Raw genomic sequence first — 20674 nt, forward strand, 5'->3', positions numbered from 1 at the left:
GAGAGCCGGCCCGACCCTCCCTCATATGAAAATATGTTTATTAAAACGTCCATTATGAATTAAAGGACTTCTAATCAATCATTAACGTTTTAAGTTTACAAGCTCTTGTAACACTTCATCTGATGTTGTAATAATACGAGTATTCGCTTGGAAACCACGTTGAGCTACAATCATCTCTGTAAATTCTTCCGATAAGTCTACATTGGACATCTCAACTGTTCCAGGTACTACTTTACCCATCCCTGCAACAGTGGCTACTTGTGCATATGCAGCACCAGAGTTTGCCGTTTGTTGATAATAGTTTCCACCAACCTTAGCAAGACCACCAGCGTTAGGGAATTTAGCCATAATCAGCTGCCCAGCCCATTTGCGATTACCATTTAGATCCACATATTCGATCGTACCATTAGCTCCGATGCTAATCTCTTTAGCAGTCGTTGGAATACGGATTGGTCCTACCTCTCCATCTTCAGGGTCTAGGACACCATCATCATCAAATAAGTTGGCACCTTCATCTCCTGAAGCAATTGGTGCATCATCTGGATTAATACCATCGTCATCAGCTTCCATAACAATGTCTTCCCCAGCAGAAACACCTACTAAATATTTACCGTCAGCATTAACTAAATAGCCATTGCTATCCATATAGAAAACACCATTACGAGTAAATAGGGTATTGTTGAATCCTTCTTCACCGATGAATCCACTATCTGGGTCTGGAGCTCCATTTGCATCAGCAACCATGAAGAAGCCATCTCCTTCAATCCCTAAGTCCAGCCCACGCCCAGTACCTTGTAAAGAGCCGCCACCATGTATTGTGTCAATAGCTGCTAATTGTGAACCTAAACCAACTTGTTGTGGGTTCACACCACCTCGTGTTGCTGTTGCGGCAGATGCACCGGCTTGTGTTTGAGACATTAAATCTTTAAAAAGTACACGCCCTTTTTTAAAGCCAACAGTATTAACATTCGCAATGTTATTACCAATAACATCCAGCTTTGTTTGGAAGTTTTTAAGACCTGAAATACCTGAATACATAGAACGTAACATAAGTTTTCGTTCTCCCTTCAATTTTTATTTGTGTGCTTCTATCAATCAGCATCACGAAGGCTTCCTTTCATAAGAAGGTCCAGCCTTTAAAGCACGATCGTGCCATCAATATTTGTAAATAACTGTTGCTTTGCTTCCGTGCGATCCATTGCTGTAATGACAGTAGCGTTTTTAGCACTGACAATTAAAGCTGCTTGATCCATCAAGACTAATGGCTGTTTAACACCTTTTGAGTGAGCTTCAAATACCTTATCCGAGACAACCTGCCATTCTTGTTCAGAGATGTCAATTTTACGCTCCGTGATACGTTCATGCGCATGTTTGCTCACCTTCAGCTCTTGCTTTGAAGCTTCCTGTAAATGGGCTTTAAAGGATTGCTGTGAATGAATGGGTGTAGGTTGATTTGCACGAACAGATGGATGCAAGGGTACACGATGAATTGAAAATTTATCCATCACTTTTCCCCACCTTTATTCGCTTATAACTGTAAAATCTTTATCAGTTAGTTTTTTATCATTATCTAATAGGTAGTAAATGACGCCATCTTTATTGGAAACAGAAACGATTCTCCCTTGTAATTCCTGCTCACCATCTTGATATGTCACTTTTTTACCTATCAATTTACTAGCCTGAACAAGTGGAGATTCTGGCACAGGATTATTCCCATCTGGACTTGTTCCAGAGCCAAGGATTCCAGAAATATTACCAGGCGTTATTTCTTTCCCATCTGCTAATTTGAAGACAACACTGCCATCTACAAATTTCAAGGATTCAATTACACCTGAGCCTTCATTTACGATTGGCTCTCCTTTTTCATCTGTTTTATCTGAAATCTCATGCCATTTGACTTCTTTACCAACAAAGGTAGCATAATTCATCATTTGTGTTTGTTGCTGTGATGCTAATAAAGATTCTACTGCCTTTGTCATGTTCTGCATTTGTTCTAAAGAAGAAAACTGCGCCATTTGTGAAATGAATTCTCGGTCATTCATTGGATTTGTTGGATCCTGATGCTGTAATTGGGTAATTAACAGTTGAAGAAAGGCATCTTTGCCAAGTTCACTATTCCCTGTTTGTTTGGTTGGTTTTTTATAATTCGAATAGTAAAGATCGTCCGTTATGGATGCATTCTTTACTTTAGACGTTGAATCCGCCATCCATTACACCTCCTCGTTTAATAAATAGTCACTAAAGGATTTCTCTTCTTCATCATCCTCAGTTTTTTGCTGCTGTTCTTCGTCCTGTTGTTGTCTAAAGAAATTATTAAAGAAGTTTTGATCACGTTGCTGGCGATCTGCATCCTGTAATGATTGTGCAATATCCAGACGATCCACTTGAATGTTCTGCTGAACAAATGCCTGTTTTAGCTGATGTGCTTGACTATCAAGCATTTCACGTCCATGGGCTGTAGAAGCTAGTAGACGAGCTGTCAATACACCATCATTTTGCACAAGCTCTATACGAATTGTACCTAAATTTTCTGGATACAATTTGATTGTTAATCGTGTGATCCCTTGTGCATTGGAAATTTGGGCTCTATTGATAATGGCTTGCATTTCTTTTAATAAAGCCTCTGACTGTGCAGGCTTAGCAGTAGGTAAAGTTACCTGGAACGTATCTGGTTTGGTTTGTACCGTTTGCGGTGTCACCATTTCATGAGAATTTGTCTCACTTTGCTTGGTCATTTGGACTTGCTGGAAGCCTTGTAATGAAAATGTGCCTGTTGATTTGGTTGTTGTTACTTGTATCGTTTCGACTTGCGTTTGTAACGTCGTTAAAAGACTTTTAACGGTTGTTAACAAATTTTCTTGCGGAGCTGTTAAGTCCGACTTTTGTCCTACTAATTGTACTAGCTTTAACACTTGAAGAATTTGCGTTGCCTCTTTTGGTGTTACTTGACCTTCTCCTTGTAGTGCAGTACCTATCAGCGATTGTAGAATTGGCGCCTGAGCATCTACTAATGATAATAGCTCCCAAACGTCACTAGCTTCTTTTTCTTCTCCTAATAGCTGCTGAACTATTTTTTGGAGCTGCTCATCATCAATACCTAATGCGTTTAGTATATTGTTTAATTCAAGCATTTCGTCCATAGACACTGCTTTACCTTCTTCTCCAAGCTGAAGTATTAATAATCCATCATCGTGTGAGACTCCTAATAAATCTAGTACCTCTTCCAATGAATCAGCGTTTAAAACCTGCTGTAAATCAGCCAGTTCATTGTTTGAAGTAGCTTGTGAAGATTGATTTGGTTGGGTTGAGGAAGATAGGACTTGTCCAAAAACAGAGCCGAATTTTGATAAATTATCCTGTTTCGATGTTCCATTAATCTTTCCATCAGAGCTACTAACTGTTGACGGTTTTGTTGCCGCATTTTTAGTAGGGGCTGATTGTGTTATCATTTTCATCATTGCTATATCCACTCTTTTCACCTCCTTTCGTGATTTCTACTGTTTAGCCATGAGCTCCGTATATTTCGCTGCATCCTTAGCGTCCATTTTCTCTAAAATTGCTGCTAGTTTATCAGGTTTTAAATTGGTTAAAATGCGCAGTGCTTCTGCATCGCTCATATTAATTAATACCGGTGCTGCAGATTTAGGAGACATTTTATCGAACGTCGATAATATATCATTGAAATCCCGCTTCACATCATCTTGTTGTCGATTTAATTTTTCAATTTCAAATTGAAGTTGCTCTTTTTCAATCGTAAGCTTCTCTTTTTCAGATGTTGTTGTATCCAACTTTTTTTGTAGTTGTGTAATTTCTGCTTCTTTTTCTTGAATCTCTGCCTGTAAATTAACTATTTTCGAATCATTGTTTACGACAGCATCTTTTGCTTGCTGTTCTTCTGAAGGAACAAAAGGTAAATTGCCAATTGCCTTTTTTCCTAAGTCAAAAACATTTGTATTCATTAACGTAGCCACAACAAGTAAAACAGCTACTACAAACATAAGTGGCAGTACGATCCAAGTAAAAAACTTTAGAAAGCCTCCAGCTTTTTTCTTAGGTGGCTGTTCTACTAATTCTGCTGTCAATCGATTGTCTTTTTTCACCATGAAATCACCTGATTTCTCTCTTGTTATACGTTAGCAATGAAATTTCATCTAAAAAAAGGCTTTCTATACGATCCTGCTCTTGTTGGAAAAGCTTAAAATCCTTTTCTTTCATTTTTTCAAATTTACGTACTTCCAAGTTTTTTTCTAATAATTTATCTTCGTGCCAATTCATCTTTGCACGAGCTTGTATCACTTTCTGCTGTACATCTGCAATTGTCTTTTCAAGACTATCAATAAAACGTGCATAGTGATGAATTTCATCAATAGATGAACCAACAGTTAAGCGATCCTGCTGGAAGGCAATTAAATCTTCCTTCTTTTTAAGCAAGTCATATAACTTAGTAGCTACTTCCTCAAAAGAACGGACAGATTCTTTATAGGCCATTTCAGTTTCGTTTTTTTCTTGCTCACGAATTGTTAGTACTTTTTCAAAACGATATACATAACTGACCATCTAGTTTACACCACCGTTCGATAAGGATAGTAGCTCATTCACACTTTCTTCCAAAGTCACTTTGTCCAAATAACCCTGTTTGAGATAAGTAGTTATAAGCGGTTCATAATGAATAGCTTCATCAATTTCTCTAGACGTCCCACGTTTATAAGCGCCAATATTGATCAAATCCTCAGATTTGTCGTATGTATAATAGAGTTCTCTTAATCGTTCAGCAGCTTTTTTATGCTCTGGCGCTGCCACATGATTCATCAAACGACTAACACTTTTTAAGACGTTTATAGCAGGGTATTGCCCTTTATTTGCTAGATTTCGATCAAGCACAATATGACCATCTAATATCCCTCGCACCGTATCAGCGATTGGTTCATTCATATCATCACCATCTACTAAGACCGTATAAAATGCAGTGATAGAACCCTTTTCATTAGTACCTGTACGTTCTAGTAATTTAGGTAATATCGCAAATACAGATGGGGTATATCCCTTCTGTGCCGGCGGCTCTCCTGTGGCAAGGCCAATTTCACGCTGAGCCATGGCAACACGTGTTACAGAGTCCATCATCAACATGACATTTAAACCACGATTTCTAAAATACTCGGCGATTGCTGTTGCAGTAAACGCCCCTTTTATCCTCATCAATGCCGGTTGGTCAGAAGTAGCAGCCACAACTATGGACCGACTTAGACCTTCGGGGCCTAAATCACGTTCAATAAATTCACGGACCTCACGTCCACGTTCTCCGATCAGAGCAATTACATTCAAATCTGCTTGTGTATTCCTCGCAATCATTCCAAGAAGTGTACTTTTTCCGACCCCTGAACCAGCGAAAATCCCGACACGTTGCCCATTACCAACTGTCAGCATACCATCAATAGCCTTTACGCCCACTTCAAGTCTTTCGTTAATAGGTGGACGTGTCAGTGGATTTGGTGGATCTTGCTCTGTCGGAACCGTCATTAGCCCTTTTGGTAGCAAGGTGCCATCAATAGGATTACCCATAGAATCTAACACTTTCCCTATTAGCTCTGGGCCCACTTTTACTTCTAGTGGAGCCCCCGTCCCTTCAACAAGACAACCAATAGATATTTCTCTTAAAGAAGTGAAAGGCATTAAAACAACAATTTCATCTTTAAAGCCCACAACTTCAGCTAAAATGATTTGGTGACCATTGTTTACAGTTTCCACATGAATTTTACAAACATCACCTATGGAACTATCTGGACCTTGCGACTCAATCATCAAGCCGACAACTCTAGTGACTCTACCAAATTTTTTAAATGTTGGCATATGAGGAATATGTTCGATTAATTGAGCCGTCTTCATCTAGATCATTCCTTACTTTCTAATATTTCATGAAGCTTTAATCTTAGTTCGTTCAATTGCTCATCGACGCTCACTACTATACGACCATGATTTGTTTCGATATAGCAATCCGTTTCATTGTTCAAATCTTCATTAACAAAAATCATAAATGGTACATCAACCGGGAACATTTCAGCTAATTCATCGCGATTAGCAGTAATTAAAGCGTGATAGGCTGGTGACACATAAATTTTAATTTCTTTCATTTCTCTTGCTTCTTTTAGCCCTCTACGGACAATTGACACAAACAGATCTGGATCACGTTCTAATGACGCGCCAATTATTCGTTCAGCTGTCGTTAAGCCAAGCTCTAAAATCACTGCTTCTTGATCATCAATATATTTTCTAGCATTTTCTTTTGCCTGATTAATCACTTCATTCGCAGTTTGAAGGGACTCGGCCATTGCTTCAGTAGATTTGTTCACACCGTCTTCATAGCCTTGGCCAAATCCTTCGTCATAGGCTTCTTGAACTCGATTCGGTCTTTCTTCTTCCCAACTTAGCTTCAAATGCTCAATCTCTTGAAAATGCATTTGCTTTTCTTGCTCAAACGCTTCACGTTCGACTTGTAAGGAAGCTCTTGCTTCTGCAAGTAAACGATCTCGCTCAGCCATTATTTCTTCTATTGATAATTGATGTTGGGATGAACCATCTTCACCGTCTTCTAAATCAAGCACTTCAAACATATCCCGGATTTGTATCTCTTTTACATTATCGCTATCGGATTGAGTGTAAATTGAACGGATGATTCTAGACAATGACGTCATCTCCTCCACCACGTGCAATAATAATCTCACCAGCATCTTCTAGGCGACGAATAACAGCAACAATTCGAGATTGTGCCTCCTCTACGTCACGTAAACGTACAGGTCCCATAATTTCCATTTCTTCTTTAAATGTTTCAGCCATACGTTGAGACATATTGCGGAAAATAATATCTTTTACCTCTTCGCTTGATACTTTCATTGAAAGGAGTAAGTCTTCGTTTTCACAATCACGAATAACACGTTGAATGGAACGATTGTCGAGCGTAACGATATCTTCGAATACAAACATGCGTTTTTTGATTTCTTCTGCAAGCTCTGGATCTTGGATTTCAAGCGCATCAAGGATTGTTTTCTCAGTTTGTCTATCAACACCATTAAGAACTTCAACAACTGCATCAATACCACCGGTTTCAGTGTAGTCCTGAGTAACTGTAGATGATAATTTACGCTCTAACACCGATTCTATTTCACTAATGACCTCTGGTGAAGTCGATTCCATAACAGCGATACGTTTTGCAATGTCAGCCTGTACTTCCTGTGGTAACGAAGATAAAATCACTCCCGCTTGCCCCGCTTCTAAATATGAAAGAATCAGGGCAATCGTTTGTGGATGTTCATTTTGAATAAAGTTAAATATTTGTGCTGGATCAGCTCTCCGTGCAAAATCAAACGGTCTCACTTGTAATGATGATGTCAGACGATTAATAATGGTCTGAGCTTGTTCAACACCAAGTGCTTTTTCTAATACTGTTTTCGCATAACCAATACCACCTTGCGTGATATAGTCTTGAGCTAGGGCAATATTGTGGAATTCTTCTATAATCTCTTCCTTAACGTTTGATTCTACTTTTTTAACACTTGAAATTTCTAATGTTAAACGTTCAATTTCTTCCTCTGTTAAATGTTTATAGACTGAAGCTGAAACTTCAGGCCCTAATGAAATTAACAAGAGAGCGGCCTTTTGTTTTCCTGTTAATTCCTTATCTTTCTTGGACACAGCCGAACCTCCTAGTTAGTCTTCAGCAATCCAACTACGCAGTAACTTCGCAAAATCGTCTGGCTTATCTTTTGCCATTTTTTCTAGCTGCTTACGACGCATTGTAGCTTCCGTTTCAATTTCTTCATTAATATCGTCAATCATTAAATCTTCTTGTTCTTCTAGGATACTTAGCTCTTCTTCTTCCTGCGCACGTTTACGAGAGCGGATAATGAAGAATGCTAACAATAAAATAACAGCTAACAGGATACCGCCAATAACCCAAACCCACCAAGGAATTATTGGTTTCTCATCAGCAACTTGTGTGGCCTTACCATATAGAGGCTGAACAGATACCGCTACTTTCTCATCAATTTGCTCTTGAGTAAGCTCAGCTGCCACGTCTTTTGAAATGGTTGTACGTACAATCGTACTTAAAATTTTCTCAATATCTTCACGGACGCCATCTGGTAATGACGCTGCATCTGTTGCTGTTGGTGGTTCAACAATTACTTGAATCCCAATATCTTGCACCTTATAAGGAGCTTCTTGGATATCTTTACGTATACGGTTCACATCATTATTAATCGTCTCTTCTGTACGTTCATAATCACCGTTACCCGATGTACCTTCATTATAAGTAGTAAAGTTATCAGTAGTTGTTTCAGCTTCAGGTGTTCCAGTAGCTGCTCCCGCCCCTGTTCCAGAATATTGCTCAGTAATTCTTTGAGCACTAATGGCGATACCTTCCATGTTTTCTTCATCAACAGGTGTCACAAGATTTTCTTCACGATTTTCTTTCTTGAAGTCAATATCCGTAGTGACAGAAACCATTACTTTATCTTGTCCCATCAACGTACCAAGCATATTTTGTACTTGACGTTGTAAATCACGTTCAACCAACTTTTTCATTTGCAATTGACCTTCAGCAGTTGTTGTTGATGCTCCATCTGTTGTGGCTGCATTTAAGTCAAAGTACTCAGAGAATTGGTTTGAGATTACGATGTTTTCAGTTTTTAAATTGGGAATACTTTTTGACACCAAATTATACATAGTTGTAATTTGCTGCTCTGTAAATTTATATCCTGGATCTGTATTTAATACGATAGATGCAGTTGCATCCTCTTTCACATCTGTTACGAAGACTCCTTCTTCAGGAACAGTAATCATAACCTTTGCATCTTTAACACCTTCAAGGTTTCTAAAAAGTTTAGCGATTTCAGTTTCAGTAGCAGCTTTTTTTAATAGATTAAATTCATTATCTGTCATACCAAACCCTGAACTGTTTGCAAATGAGTAATCAATCGTACCCGTTTGTGGATATCCTTCTGATGCTAATTGCACTAATAAAGAGTCAACTTGCTCCTCAGGCACTAAAATAGATGTTCCGCCTGGCGCAATTTGATATGTTACACCTTGTGAATCCAGTGCTTCTTTTACTTGTCCAATTTCTCTTGTTGATAAATCTTTGTAAAGTGGAACATATGTAGTTTTTGAAGCGAAAAACGTTACAATTGCCGCAAGGGCAATGACGCCTACCAAGGAGCCAATCATAACCATTTTTTGCTTTTTACTTCGACTTTTCCAAAATTGACTGGTGTCGTTTTTTATTTTCGTCAATCGTTCATTCATTATGAATCCTCCGGTTATAGTGAATAACCTAGCCATCAATAAATTGCGAAATTTATGAGCCCACCATTTAGGTAGTCATTAATCTATATTGAGAGGGGTCTCCCCCTCAATAACAGATTAAACGCTCATTCGCATTATTTCTTGGTAAGCTTCAATCACCTTATTGCGAACTTCAATTGTTGCGTTTAATGTAATGCTCGCCTTTTGTGAAGCAATCATTACCTCATGCAATTCCACATTTTCACCTTTAATTAGCTTTTGAGTAAAATTATCGGATGTGATTTGCTGGTCATTAACTTTGGCTATTGCCTCTTTTAACGAGTTCGCGAAGCTTTGTTGAGCTTCATAAGGTGTCGTATTAAGTTTATTTGTTTCATTTACAACCTGAGTAGGTGTCATTAGCGAAACGGACGAAATAGTCATTATGTATCTTCCTTTCTTCTTATTTATTTACCAATCTCTAATGCCTTTGTAAGCATAGATTTATTTGCGTTAAATACTGTTACGTTTGCCTCGTAGGAACGAGTAGCTGACATTAAATCTACCATTTCTTTTAATGGGTCGACATTCGGCAAATTGACATAACCATCTGCATTTGCATCTGGATGAGTTGGATCATAAACAAGTTTGAAAGGTGTTTCTCGGTCTTCTGAAATACGAGTTACTTTCACACCATTACCAACACCGCTTTTGGCGTCTTTCCCAAGTGCCACATTCATAAACTTTGAAAATTGTCCTTCTTGTGCTGTAAACGTTACTGACTTTCGTCGATATGGCTCCCACTCTCCATTAACTTGACGAGCTCGAGTTGTATCCATGTTAGCCATATTAGAAGAGATAACATCCATACGTAATCGTTGGGCAGTTAAAGCTGAGGCAGTGGTATTCATCCCATGGAAAATAGACATCTATTACTTACCTCCTTTAATAACTGTGTTTAATGTGTTTAATTTCCCGTTTACACGATCAATTAAAGCATTGTAGTAAATTTGATTCTCTGCTAATTTCGCTTGTTCAGCATCCATATCTACTGCGTTGCCATTATTTCGGTATCGTAGGTTTTCTATATTATTGACACCAGGTGTAGATTGTCGAATTGTGAAATCATAATGTCTATTGTCAGTTCGATAGGCAGAAATAGCGATACCCTTTTGTTCCGCCAACATTTCCTTAAAACTAACATTTTTCGCCTTATAATTAGGTGTATCGACATTCGCAATATTGTTTGCGATTGTTTTATGATTCAAAGTTGCATAGGAAAGTCCATTTTCCAAGCTACTAATAGTTCCTCCAAATAAATTCAAAACTGTTCACCTCATTTTATTAAATTCTATGTACTTGTTAATATATTCAATAATACAATTGTAATTAAGATGCTACCTAGTGTCTATTGTCTTTTGTCACTTTTTAATAGTATATACGCCCTATTTTTTTATCGCCACAACCGGGACAATACTTCCGCATCCCTTGTAGCTGTAGGCTTTACAAAAGGTTGGTTAACATCTAGTTATTTTACACTATTTCGACAGTGTTTACGATTTTAGTATTAAATTTGCCTTTTTATGAGCTTTATCGCCTTTTAAAATGAAATTAATTTAAGGTCCCATTTTACTAGTTCGACAAATACCTGAATATTCTAATATAAATAACCAACAGTTTATTTACCATTATTCTAAAGTATCACATATTTCATTTTTGTATGCTAATTGTAGTGACAATTTTATGAACGACTTTAGGATAAAAGAAACAAAAAATATCAATATTCTCCAAACTTGTATTTATACAAAAAATAACAAGCTAATGTACGGATAAATTTTCAGTGTAGTGCACAAGAAAAGGCGCCTAGTTTTACCTAGACGCCTTCATTATCTTCTTCAAGAAGTATTATTTCATTTTAATTTCAGCTAATGCATTTAAGAACTTGTCATTTAACACTTTAATATAAGTTCCTTTCATACCTAGAGAGCGAGACTCAATAACACCTGCTGATTCAAGTTTACGTAATGCATTGACGATCACTGAGCGTGTAATGCCAACTCGGTCTGCAATTTTAGAAGCTACAAGTAAACCTTCGTTACCATCAAGCTCTTCAAAAATATGCTCAATAGCTTCTAATTCACTGTACGAAAGTGAATTAATGGCCATTTGTACGACCGCTTTGCTACGAGCTTCCTCTTCAATTTCTTCAGATTTTTCACGTAAAATCTCCATACCAACTACTGTTGCACCATATTCTGCTAGGATTAAATCATCATCTTCAAATTGAGAAGATAAACGAGCAAGGATTAATGTTCCTAAACGTTCCCCACCACCAACAATTGGTACAATTGTTGTTAATGCGTTTTGGAAAAGATCTTTGTTTTCCACAGGGAAAGCAGTATGTTCGTTATGGATATCTAAATTAGAGGATGTTTCTGAAATTGTAAACAAGCTATGTGTGTATTCTTCTGGGAATTGTCTCTCTTCGAACATTTTTTTCATACGCTCATTTTCAATTTGTTGGTGAATTGAAATCCCTAATAATTTACCTTTACGACTTAAAATATAGACATTACTATCAATAATATCTCCTAGTGTGTCAGCCATTTCTTTAAAGTTTACAGGCTTACCAGCAGAAGCTTGAAGCATCGAGTTAATTTTACGTGTTTTTTCTAATAAATTCATTATATGTTCCTCCTATAAATAATCCGAAGAGTATTCACTTAATATTCTAAAGGTTTTTACTACTGAATGATACTGAACAGCTTTATCTTACAATATAAACTGTGACAAATCTTTGTTTTTTACGATACCTGCGAGTTTTTGATCTACATAGGCTGCATTGATCGGTATACTCGCTGGTGCAATTTCAGCTGCTTCAAACGACAGCTCTTCTAGTAATCGTTCTAAAATCGTGTGCAAACGACGGGCTCCGATATTATCTGTTTCCTGATTAACCTCTGTTGCTATTTCCGCAATACGTTCAATGGCATCAGATGTGAAATTGATTTCCACACCTTCTGTTTCTAGCAATGCCTTATACTGCAGAATGAGCGATTGGTCAGGCTCTTGTAAAATACGGACAAAATCTTGTTTTGTTAATTTTTCAAGCTCTACACGAATTGGGAAACGTCCTTGCAATTCCGGAATCAAATCTGAAGGCTTCGACATATGGAACGCACCAGCAGCTATAAATAGCATGTAATCAGTTTTCACAGCCCCGTACTTCGTTGTTACAGTTGAACCTTCTACTATTGGTAAAATATCTCGTTGTACACCCTCACGAGATACATTTGCAGAAGAATTCCCTTCTTTACTAGCTATTTTATCGATTTCATCAATAAAAATAATACCAGTTTGCTCCGCTCTAACAATTGACTCCTGTGCCACTTCATCTGCGTCTATCAACTTATTTGCTTCTTCTATTGTTAAAATACGACGCGCATCCTTTACCTGCACACGGCGTTTTTTCTGTTTTTTAGGCATTAAGCTAGATAGCATATCTTGCATTCCATTGTTAGCAGACATATCCATTCCCGTGCCTTGTAATGCATCAAAAATGGATGGAGTTTGTTCTGTTACCTCTACCGTAACCCATTCATTTTCCAATTTGCCATTTCGTAAATCAATAGCAATTTGTGCACGTTTAGAGCGTACTTCCGTCTCATCAGACGACGTATCGTCCGTAGAAGTTTGTTCTTTCCCTCCAAATAACATTTCGAATGGATTTTGCATGCTCTGTTTCTTTCGCAATGATGGGACTAAAAGTTTCACAATAGCTTCATTTGCTAATTGCTCGGCTTGTTCCTTAACTGATTCCATCATTTCTTCTTTTACAAGACGGTGAGAAGCTTCTACTAAGTCACGTACCATTGATTCAACATCGCGTCCTACATAACCTACTTCAGTAAATTTTGTCGCTTCCACTTTTACAAAAGGAGCATTTGTAAGCTTCGCAATTCTTCTGGCAATTTCCGTTTTTCCGACACCAGTTGGCCCAATCATCAAAATATTTTTTGGAATAACCTCTGCCTTCATATCCTCATTTAACAGCGAACGACGATAACGGTTGCGCAACGCAATAGCTACAGCTCGCTTAGCTTCATTTTGTCCAACAATATAACGATCTAAATGCTCAGTAATTTGTCTTGGCGTTAAATTTTTTTGCGTCATTAGCTCAGCGCCTCCACGATAATATTATGATTCGTAAATACACAGATCTCAGCAGCAGTTTCTAATGCTGCTTCAGCAATTTCACGAGCAGTCATCGTTTCACCTGCATATTTTTTCAATGCTCTACCCGCTGATAAAGCATAATTTCCACCTGAACCAATGGCCAAAATTCCATCATCGGGTTCAATGACCTCACCAGTACCAGAAACAAGTAGTAGTGTTGTTTTATCCATGACCAATAGCATTGCTTCTAGTTGACGTAGCATTTTATCTCCGCGCCATTGTTTGGCAACCTCTACTGCAGCACGTTGTAAATTACCGTTATATTCATTCAATTTGCCTTCGAACATCTCAAATAGTGTAAATGCATCTGCAACAGAGCCCGCAAATCCTGCCAGAACCTGCCCATTAAACAGACGTCTGACCTTCTTCGCTGTACCTTTCATCACAACTGCATTTCCTAATGTAACTTGACCATCACCAGCCATGGCACAGCCTCCGTTATGATGAACTGCAAATATCGTAGTCGCATGAATTTGTCCCATCTGCTTTCCTCCTTAACTCTATTATGCCCTTGGATGAGCATTCATATATGTTTGACGTAGGTGCTCTTTTGTTACATGTGTGTAAACTTGTGTAGAAGATAAATGCGAGTGGCCCAATAACTCCTGCACCGTTCGCAAATCCGCGCCATTGTTTAATAAATGTGTGGCAAAAGTATGGCGAAGCATGTGTGGGTAAATTTTCGTATGGAGCGAGGCCTTGTCAATCATTTCGTTTAAAACATGACGTACCCCTCGAGGAGTAAGTTCCCCACCTCGCATATTGACAAACAATTGCTGATGATTAGTCTTTTTCATCAATCTAGGACGAGCCTGCTCTATGTAGTCCAGCATTGCTAAACTTGCAAATTGACCAAATGGGATAATTCGTTCTTTTCGACCTTTTCCCATAACTCGTATGATGGAATAATGAAAATCTACATCCTTAACTTGAATGGAAGTCAGCTCACTTACACGAATACCTGTCGCATATAACAGCTCTAATATAGCCATATTTCTCAACGATTTCAAATCATCCCCGGTATTCGCATCAAATAACTGCATCAATTCTTCTTCATAGAAGAAATTTGGTAAACGAGATTCTTTTTTAGGATGATAAAGAGAACGAAATGCCCCATCATCAAATCCATACTGTCTATTTAGAAAGCGGAAGAAGGAGCGTATTGAGGATATTTTTCTAGAAATAGAAGCCCTTGCTCTTTTTTCGTCGTACAACTTTGTTACATAAAGACGTGCATGTATATATTCAACACTCGCTAAATCATTAATTCCTTCCCTTTGTAAGAAGGCCAAAAAATCCAGCAGGTCTGATTCATATTCTCGCACTGTATGAACAGAGAAGTTCTTTTCAACTTGGATGTAAAGCATGAACTGTTCGAGTGCATCTTGGGACGAAACTAACATAGAAAGATTCACCACCAATAATTTATTAATAATTTTCTCAAATGACTGACACTTGTAATATAACGGATAAATAATTCTTTGTCATCTCTTACAAGTTTGTATCGTATTCCATCATTAATAAACATACATATTGACACTATACCTATCTTTGTAAGATAGCAAGTGTAATTAGTTATATTTTGAGAAAATCTCCATACAAAATAATAAAACATGTCTAAGCAAGCATTTTGTCTACAAAAAGAAAAAGCCTCTAAGAGTATAACAACTTTTAGAGGCTTTTGGCAATTAAATTGTTTGTGAATTCACAAAATTATGAATTGTGCTTATTGCGCGTGTTGCATGCATTTCTGCACGCTCCGGCTTTGAACGTCTACCTGGTGGTAACTCAGGGAAAATTCCAAAGTTAACGTTCATTGGTTGGAAGTTTTTCGATTGCGCTTCTGTTATATAACGCGCCATGCTTCCTAACGCCGTTTCGAATGGGAAAATAATCGGTTCTTGTCCCAATGCTAAACGAGCTGCATTTATACCAGCTATTAATCCACTTCCAGCTGATTCCACATATCCTTCGACACCCGTCATTTGACCTGCAAAGAAAATATTCTTTTGTTCACGAAGTTGGTATGTTTTCTCTAACACTTTTGGTGAATTAATAAAAGTATTTCGGTGCATAACACCGTAACGTACAATTTCCACGTTTTCTAATCCTGGGATTAATTGTAATACTTCTTTTTGAGGGCCCCATTTAAGATGTGTTTGGAAACCAACAATGTTATAAAGAGTACCAGCAGCATCATCTTGGCGTAGTTGTACTACGGCATAAGGACGTTTCCCTGTTTTCGGATCTTCAAGACCGACTGGCTTCATTGGTCCAAATAACATGGTTTTCTCTCCACGAGACGCCATAACTTCGATTGGCATACAGCCCTCAAAGTAAATCTCTTTCTCAAATTCTTTTAATGGGACTACTTCTGCTTCAATTAATGCTTGACGGAAACGATCAAATTCTTCCTTCGTCATCGGGCAGTTTAAATATGCTGCTTCACCCTTATCATAACGAGATTTTAAATAAACCTTATCCATATCTATACTATCTTTTTCAATAATTGGTGCAGCTGCATCATAAAAGTATAAATAATCTAGACCCGTTAAACCTTGAATTTTTTCAGCCAAAGCTTTCGAAGTTAAAGGACCTGTAGCAATAACTGTTATACCTTCAGGAATTTCTGTCACTTCTTCATGAATAACTTCCACAAGTGGATGATTTTTCACTGCCTCTGTCACATAACCTGCAAACTCATGACGGTCTACGGCTAATGCTCCTCCAGCAGGCACAGAACATTGGTCTGCTGCTTTTAAAATGACAGAATCTAAAATACGCATTTCTTCCTTAATAACACCTACAGCATTTGTTAATCCATTTGCGCGTAGTGAGTTAGAACAAACAAGCTCTGCAAATTTATCTGTATGGTGTGCAGGCGTTTGCTTTACTGGACGCATTTCATAGAGTCTTACTTTCACACCTCGTTTTGCTATTTGCCAAGCTGCTTCACTACCTGCTAGCCCCGCTCCTATTACATTTACTACTTGTTCAGTCATGATTTTACCATCTTCCTATCATTGTGTTGGTGCTTCTTCATAGTCACATTTTGTACATTGAATTTGGACACCTTTTTTAATCTTTTTCTCTACTAATAATGCACTACATTTCGGGCATGGTCTACTAATTGGTTTGTCCCAAGATACAAATTCACACTCCGGATATTGATTACAGCCGTAGAATAAACGCTTCGTTTTACTTTTACGCTCTACAATTTCGCCCGTTTCACATGACGGACATTTTACACCAATAGGTTTCATAATAGCTTTTGTATTTCTGCAGTCTGGGAAATTCGAGCAAGCCATAAACTTACCATATCTACCCAGCTTATAGACCATTGGTGATCCGCAAAGCTCACAATCTTCTCCAGCTGGCTCATCTTTTATTACTACTTTTTCCATAGCTTCATCTGCATGTTTAACATGGACTTCAAAGTCTTTATAAAACTCTTCCACAATATTCTTCCATTGACGACTACCTTCTTCAATATCATCTAAATCTTGTTCCATTTGTGCAGTGAATTCGATATTTATGATATCAGGGAAAAATTCTAGTACGAGTTGGTGTACGATTTCACCTAGCTCTGTTGGCATAAAGCGTTTTGCATCTAACACAACATAGCCACGGCGCTGAATTGTATCGAGGGTCGGTGCATATGTGGACGGGCGACCTATACCTAATTCTTCCATCGTTTTAACAAGTCGCGCCTCTGAATAGCGTGGTGGTGGCTGTGTAAAATGCTGCTTAGGTTCAATTTCAAGCGATTTTACTTGATCACCAATTTCCATCTCAGGTAAAAGCTTTGTCGTTTCCTCCGTTTGATCGTCTGTACCTTCGATGTATAGCTTCATAAAACCTGCAAATTTAACTTGTGAGCCGTTCGCACGGAATAAAACATCACCATTTTGAAGATCTACCGCCACAGTATCAAGTATAGCCGGAGCCATTTGGCTTGCAATAAAGCGCTCCCAAATCAAGCGATATAAACGCAACTGGTCACGACTAAGAACTGCCTTTAATTCCTCTGGTGTTCTCATCGTACTTGTTGGACGTATTGCCTCATGGGCGTCCTGCGCATTTGAAGCTTTCTTCGTCTGCTTTATTTCTGTTGCAATATATTCTTTTCCATACTTTGATTCGATGAAAGCAATCGCTTCCGTTTTTGCCGTTTCAGAAATACGTGTGGAATCGGTACGCATATAAGTGATTAACCCGACTGTACCCTCTTTTTTACCAATATCAATACCTTCATATAATTGCTGTGCAAGCATCATCGTTTTCTTTGCTCGGAAATTTAATTTTCGCGCTGCTTCTTGTTGTAACGAAGAGGTTGTAAAGGCTGGTGCAGCATTTCGTTTACGCTCTTTTTTAGAAACATTCACAACATGAAAGTCTGTCCCTTTGACACCCTTTAAAACTGTCTTTACTTGTTCCTCATTCGTTAGCTTAATTTTGTCTTTGCCATTTCCATAGTAAAGTGCATCAAATGATTTTTTACCTTTTTCAAAAGTACCCTCAATTGTCCAATACTCTTCTGGTTGGAAGTTTTTAATTTCATTTTCGCGATCAATAATCATACGCAGCGCTACAGATTGTACACGACCCGCTGATAAACCCTTTTTCACCTTTTTCCAAAGAATTGGGCTGATATTATAGCCAACAAGTCTATCTAATATTCGTCTTGTTTGCTGTGCATCTACTAAATCCATGTTAATAGGACGCGGATTCTTAAATGATTCAAGAATCGCATCTTTCGTAATTTCGTTAAATACAACTCGACAATCCGAGTTAATATCGATATTTAATGCAGTCGCAAGGTGCCAAGCAATTGCTTCTCCCTCGCGGTCTGGATCGGCCGCTAGATAGACTTTCTTTACTTTTTTAGCCGCAGATTTTAATTCCTGTAAAACAGGTCCTTTACCACGAATCGTAATATATTTAGGTTCAAAGTTATTTTCTGCACTCACACCCATTTGGCTACGTGGAAGATCCCTTACATGTCCAACAGATGCTTTCACCTTATATTTTTTGCCTAAATAACGTTCAATTGTTTTTGCTTTTGCTGGTGATTCTACAATCACTAAATAATCCGCCATCTATGTCTCCCCCTTAGCGAGGTCTTTTACTAAATTTTTAAGTTACCTGTTGCAAAATGTATAACAGATTTTAAGATAATGCAACTTTTTTTCAATTTTTGTTAGAAAACAGGTCTAGTGTTTCAACGATTTGATGACCATTCATTACTGGAATTGCTCCTTCTACAAGTAATTGATTGGTCCCTTTGGACTGTGCTGCATCAATAGGTCCCGGTACCACAAATATATCCTTCCCCTGCTCTAATGCAAGCTCTGCTGTAATAAGCGTACCGCTTTTTATCGCTGCCTCTGTCACAACTAACGCTTGAGCTAAACCACTAATGATTCGATTACGCATCGGGAAATGCCATTTCTCGGGCTTCATATATGGAGGATACTCAGTTATTAATAACTGTTGATCGGCCATATCCATCGCAAGTACTTGATTTTCTCTCGGATAGAGATAATTAAAACCATGTCCAAGCACAGCCATTGTGTGCCCTCCCATATCGATTGTTGCCCTATGTGCCATTGTATCAGCGCCTCTAGCAAGCCCACTTACGACCGTATACCCACATTGAACAAGAGGTGGGACAATTAGGTCTAACGCTCTTTTCGAATACGCTGTAGCCTTCCTAGAGCCTATAATTGCTATCTGTTTCTTGTTTGTTAACAGGGAATATCGACCTTTCACATACAATACAGTAGGAGGACTGGATATTTCAAATAATTGCGCCGGGAAATAAGGATGATAAAAAGGTATGGGGAAAATATTGGCCCGTGTATAGGCCTCTTCAAATGGGATTGTCATAATTTGTCGAAAGCTTCGGGAAATTTGTAATGCTTTATGTGCCGATATTTGTAAAATATTCGCGATTTCACCATAATGAGCTTCTTCAAAAGTGTTTAAAACGTTCACTGGGGACAATAATCGTTGAAGTTTTTGAAGAGGTAAAGGATATACATAATGCAAAGCTAGTAATCTCTGTGTATCTACTGCAAGAATCATTTTACAAACCTCCTTTATAATAGAAGAAAGTAAATGACCGCATGGTGTTTTGAACACAACTTTGTGTGTAATTTTCAATACAGGAAATAGGAAATTGATAATGAAGGAAGATAAACAGTGTATAAATAAGGAAAAAGATGTAGCCACTATGTGCTACATCTTCCATTTTAATGGGTTTTACACTTTTCGTATAGCCCTTTTTCTTTAATTACTTTAATAAGTGTTTCACCAATAACAGATGGTGTTTCTGCTACCTCAATGCCTGCCGCATTCATAGCTTTAATTTTCTCTGCAGCTGTTCCTTTACCGCCAGAAATGATAGCACCTGCGTGCCCCATACGTTTACCTGGAGGTGCAGTTTGTCCACCAATAAAGCCAACGACAGGTTTCGTCATATTGGCTTGAATCCATGCAGCCGCTTCTTCCTCAGCTGTACCACCGATTTCACCAATCATAACTACTGCATATGTTTCTGGGTCATTATTAAACGCATCAAGTACATCGATGAAGTTTGTACCATTTACAGGGTCTCCACCAATCCCAACAGCTGTTGTTTGACCAATACCAGCTTGTGTTAATTGATGTACTGCTTCATACGTTAATGTACCAGAACGAGATACAACTCCTACATGACCTTTTGTATGGATATAGCCAGGCATGATACCGATTTTACATTCATCAGCTGTAATAACACCCGGACAGTTCGGACCTACTAGGCGAGTCTTTTTACCTTCCATGTAACGTTTAACTTTCACCATATCAAGAACCGGAATATGTTCTGTAATACAGATTGTTAATTCTAATTCAGCATCAACAGCTTCTAAGATTGCATCTGCTGCAAACGGAGCAGGAACGTAGATAACTGAAGTTGTCGCGCCTGTTGCAGCTACAGCTTCTGCCACTGTATTGAAAACAGGAACTCCTTCGATTTCAAGTCCACCTTTACCTGGTGTTACACCTGCTACGATCTTAGTACCATACTCAAGCATTTGCTTCGTATGGAAAAGAGCTGTTTCGCCCGTAATCCCTTGTACAATTACCTTCGTATCTTTGTTAATAAATACAGCCATTGTTC

At 38.2% G+C, this 20674-nt stretch carries 21 protein-coding genes; all 21 read right to left on the reverse strand.

Annotated features, from left to right (window positions below; translation table 11 throughout):
- Positions 1 to 81: 81 nt before the first annotated feature.
- Positions 82 to 1050, reverse strand: a complete 969-nt coding sequence (gene flgG / locus ACP3VS_RS01320; protein WP_012293268.1) for a flagellar basal body rod protein FlgG — start codon at positions 1048 to 1050, stop codon at positions 82 to 84.
- Positions 1051 to 1136: 86 nt separating this feature from the next.
- On the reverse strand, positions 1137 to 1505 hold the full coding sequence (locus ACP3VS_RS01325; RefSeq protein WP_012293267.1) for a TIGR02530 family flagellar biosynthesis protein: 369 nt from the start codon (positions 1503 to 1505) through the stop codon (positions 1137 to 1139).
- 15 nt (positions 1506 to 1520) lie between these two features.
- Positions 1521 to 2207 carry a flagellar hook assembly protein FlgD gene (gene flgD / locus ACP3VS_RS01330; RefSeq protein ID WP_012293266.1) on the reverse strand — a complete coding sequence of 229 codons (687 nt, stop codon included), beginning with the start codon at positions 2205 to 2207 and terminating at the stop codon, positions 1521 to 1523.
- A gap of 3 nt (positions 2208 to 2210) precedes the next feature.
- Positions 2211 to 3470 carry a flagellar hook-length control protein FliK gene (locus ACP3VS_RS01335; RefSeq protein ID WP_426388310.1) on the reverse strand — a complete coding sequence of 420 codons (1260 nt, stop codon included), beginning with the start codon at positions 3468 to 3470 and terminating at the stop codon, positions 2211 to 2213.
- A gap of 24 nt (positions 3471 to 3494) precedes the next feature.
- Positions 3495 to 4103: a MotE family protein gene (locus ACP3VS_RS01340; protein ID WP_012293264.1), complete on the reverse strand. Its 609-nt coding sequence runs from the start codon at positions 4101 to 4103 to the stop codon at positions 3495 to 3497.
- A 4-nt stretch (positions 4104 to 4107) separates the two neighbouring features.
- Positions 4108 to 4557 carry a flagellar export protein FliJ gene (fliJ, locus tag ACP3VS_RS01345; RefSeq protein WP_012293263.1) on the reverse strand — a complete coding sequence of 150 codons (450 nt, stop codon included), beginning with the start codon at positions 4555 to 4557 and terminating at the stop codon, positions 4108 to 4110.
- Entirely contained in the window at positions 4558 to 5883 is a 1326-nt protein-coding gene (gene fliI, locus ACP3VS_RS01350; protein ID WP_012293262.1) for a flagellar protein export ATPase FliI, read from the reverse strand.
- 5 nt (positions 5884 to 5888) lie between these two features.
- A complete protein-coding gene (gene fliH, locus ACP3VS_RS01355; RefSeq protein ID WP_036160963.1) occupies positions 5889 to 6680 on the reverse strand; it encodes a flagellar assembly protein FliH in 792 nt (263 codons plus the stop codon).
- Positions 6673 to 7686, reverse strand: a complete 1014-nt coding sequence (gene fliG, locus ACP3VS_RS01360) for a flagellar motor switch protein FliG (RefSeq protein ID WP_008180783.1) — start codon at positions 7684 to 7686, stop codon at positions 6673 to 6675. Before fliG ends, fliH begins: the two co-directional genes overlap by 8 nt.
- Positions 7687 to 7701: 15 nt before the next feature.
- A complete protein-coding gene (gene fliF / locus ACP3VS_RS01365) occupies positions 7702 to 9297 on the reverse strand; it encodes a flagellar basal-body MS-ring/collar protein FliF (protein WP_031418985.1) in 1596 nt (531 codons plus the stop codon).
- Between the two features lie 117 nt (positions 9298 to 9414).
- Positions 9415 to 9720 carry a flagellar hook-basal body complex protein FliE gene (gene fliE / locus ACP3VS_RS01370; RefSeq protein ID WP_025113930.1) on the reverse strand — a complete coding sequence of 102 codons (306 nt, stop codon included), beginning with the start codon at positions 9718 to 9720 and terminating at the stop codon, positions 9415 to 9417.
- Positions 9721 to 9743: 23 nt separating this feature from the next.
- Positions 9744 to 10205 carry a flagellar basal body rod protein FlgC gene (gene flgC, locus ACP3VS_RS01375; RefSeq protein ID WP_012293259.1) on the reverse strand — a complete coding sequence of 154 codons (462 nt, stop codon included), beginning with the start codon at positions 10203 to 10205 and terminating at the stop codon, positions 9744 to 9746.
- A 3-nt stretch (positions 10206 to 10208) separates the two neighbouring features.
- Positions 10209 to 10601 carry a flagellar basal body rod protein FlgB gene (flgB, locus tag ACP3VS_RS01380; protein ID WP_012293258.1) on the reverse strand — a complete coding sequence of 131 codons (393 nt, stop codon included), beginning with the start codon at positions 10599 to 10601 and terminating at the stop codon, positions 10209 to 10211.
- A gap of 580 nt (positions 10602 to 11181) precedes the next feature.
- Positions 11182 to 11961 carry a GTP-sensing pleiotropic transcriptional regulator CodY gene (codY, locus tag ACP3VS_RS01385; protein ID WP_012293257.1) on the reverse strand — a complete coding sequence of 260 codons (780 nt, stop codon included), beginning with the start codon at positions 11959 to 11961 and terminating at the stop codon, positions 11182 to 11184.
- A gap of 87 nt (positions 11962 to 12048) precedes the next feature.
- Positions 12049 to 13449, reverse strand: coding sequence for an ATP-dependent protease ATPase subunit HslU (hslU, locus tag ACP3VS_RS01390; RefSeq protein WP_012293256.1), 1401 nt, complete (start codon positions 13447 to 13449; stop codon positions 12049 to 12051).
- On the reverse strand, positions 13449 to 13994 hold the full coding sequence (gene hslV / locus ACP3VS_RS01395) for an ATP-dependent protease subunit HslV (RefSeq protein WP_008181271.1): 546 nt from the start codon (positions 13992 to 13994) through the stop codon (positions 13449 to 13451). The genes hslU and hslV overlap by 1 nt, the downstream gene beginning before the upstream one ends.
- Before the next feature lie 21 nt (positions 13995 to 14015).
- Positions 14016 to 14915 carry a tyrosine recombinase XerC gene (gene xerC / locus ACP3VS_RS01400; protein WP_012293255.1) on the reverse strand — a complete coding sequence of 300 codons (900 nt, stop codon included), beginning with the start codon at positions 14913 to 14915 and terminating at the stop codon, positions 14016 to 14018.
- 285 nt (positions 14916 to 15200) lie between these two features.
- A complete protein-coding gene (trmFO, locus tag ACP3VS_RS01405; RefSeq protein ID WP_012293254.1) occupies positions 15201 to 16514 on the reverse strand; it encodes an FADH(2)-oxidizing methylenetetrahydrofolate--tRNA-(uracil(54)-C(5))-methyltransferase TrmFO in 1314 nt (437 codons plus the stop codon).
- A gap of 18 nt (positions 16515 to 16532) precedes the next feature.
- Positions 16533 to 18611: a type I DNA topoisomerase gene (topA, locus tag ACP3VS_RS01410; protein WP_031418983.1), complete on the reverse strand. Its 2079-nt coding sequence runs from the start codon at positions 18609 to 18611 to the stop codon at positions 16533 to 16535.
- A gap of 91 nt (positions 18612 to 18702) precedes the next feature.
- Positions 18703 to 19599 carry a DNA-processing protein DprA gene (gene dprA, locus ACP3VS_RS01415; protein WP_012293253.1) on the reverse strand — a complete coding sequence of 299 codons (897 nt, stop codon included), beginning with the start codon at positions 19597 to 19599 and terminating at the stop codon, positions 18703 to 18705.
- Between the two features lie 167 nt (positions 19600 to 19766).
- On the reverse strand, positions 19767 to 20669 hold the full coding sequence (gene sucD, locus ACP3VS_RS01420) for a succinate--CoA ligase subunit alpha (RefSeq protein ID WP_012293252.1): 903 nt from the start codon (positions 20667 to 20669) through the stop codon (positions 19767 to 19769).
- Positions 20670 to 20674 lie beyond the last annotated feature (5 nt).

Source organism: Lysinibacillus sp. VIII_CA, from assembly GCF_049943995.1.
Taxonomy (GTDB): Bacteria; Bacillota; Bacilli; order Bacillales_A; family Planococcaceae; genus Lysinibacillus; species Lysinibacillus pinottii.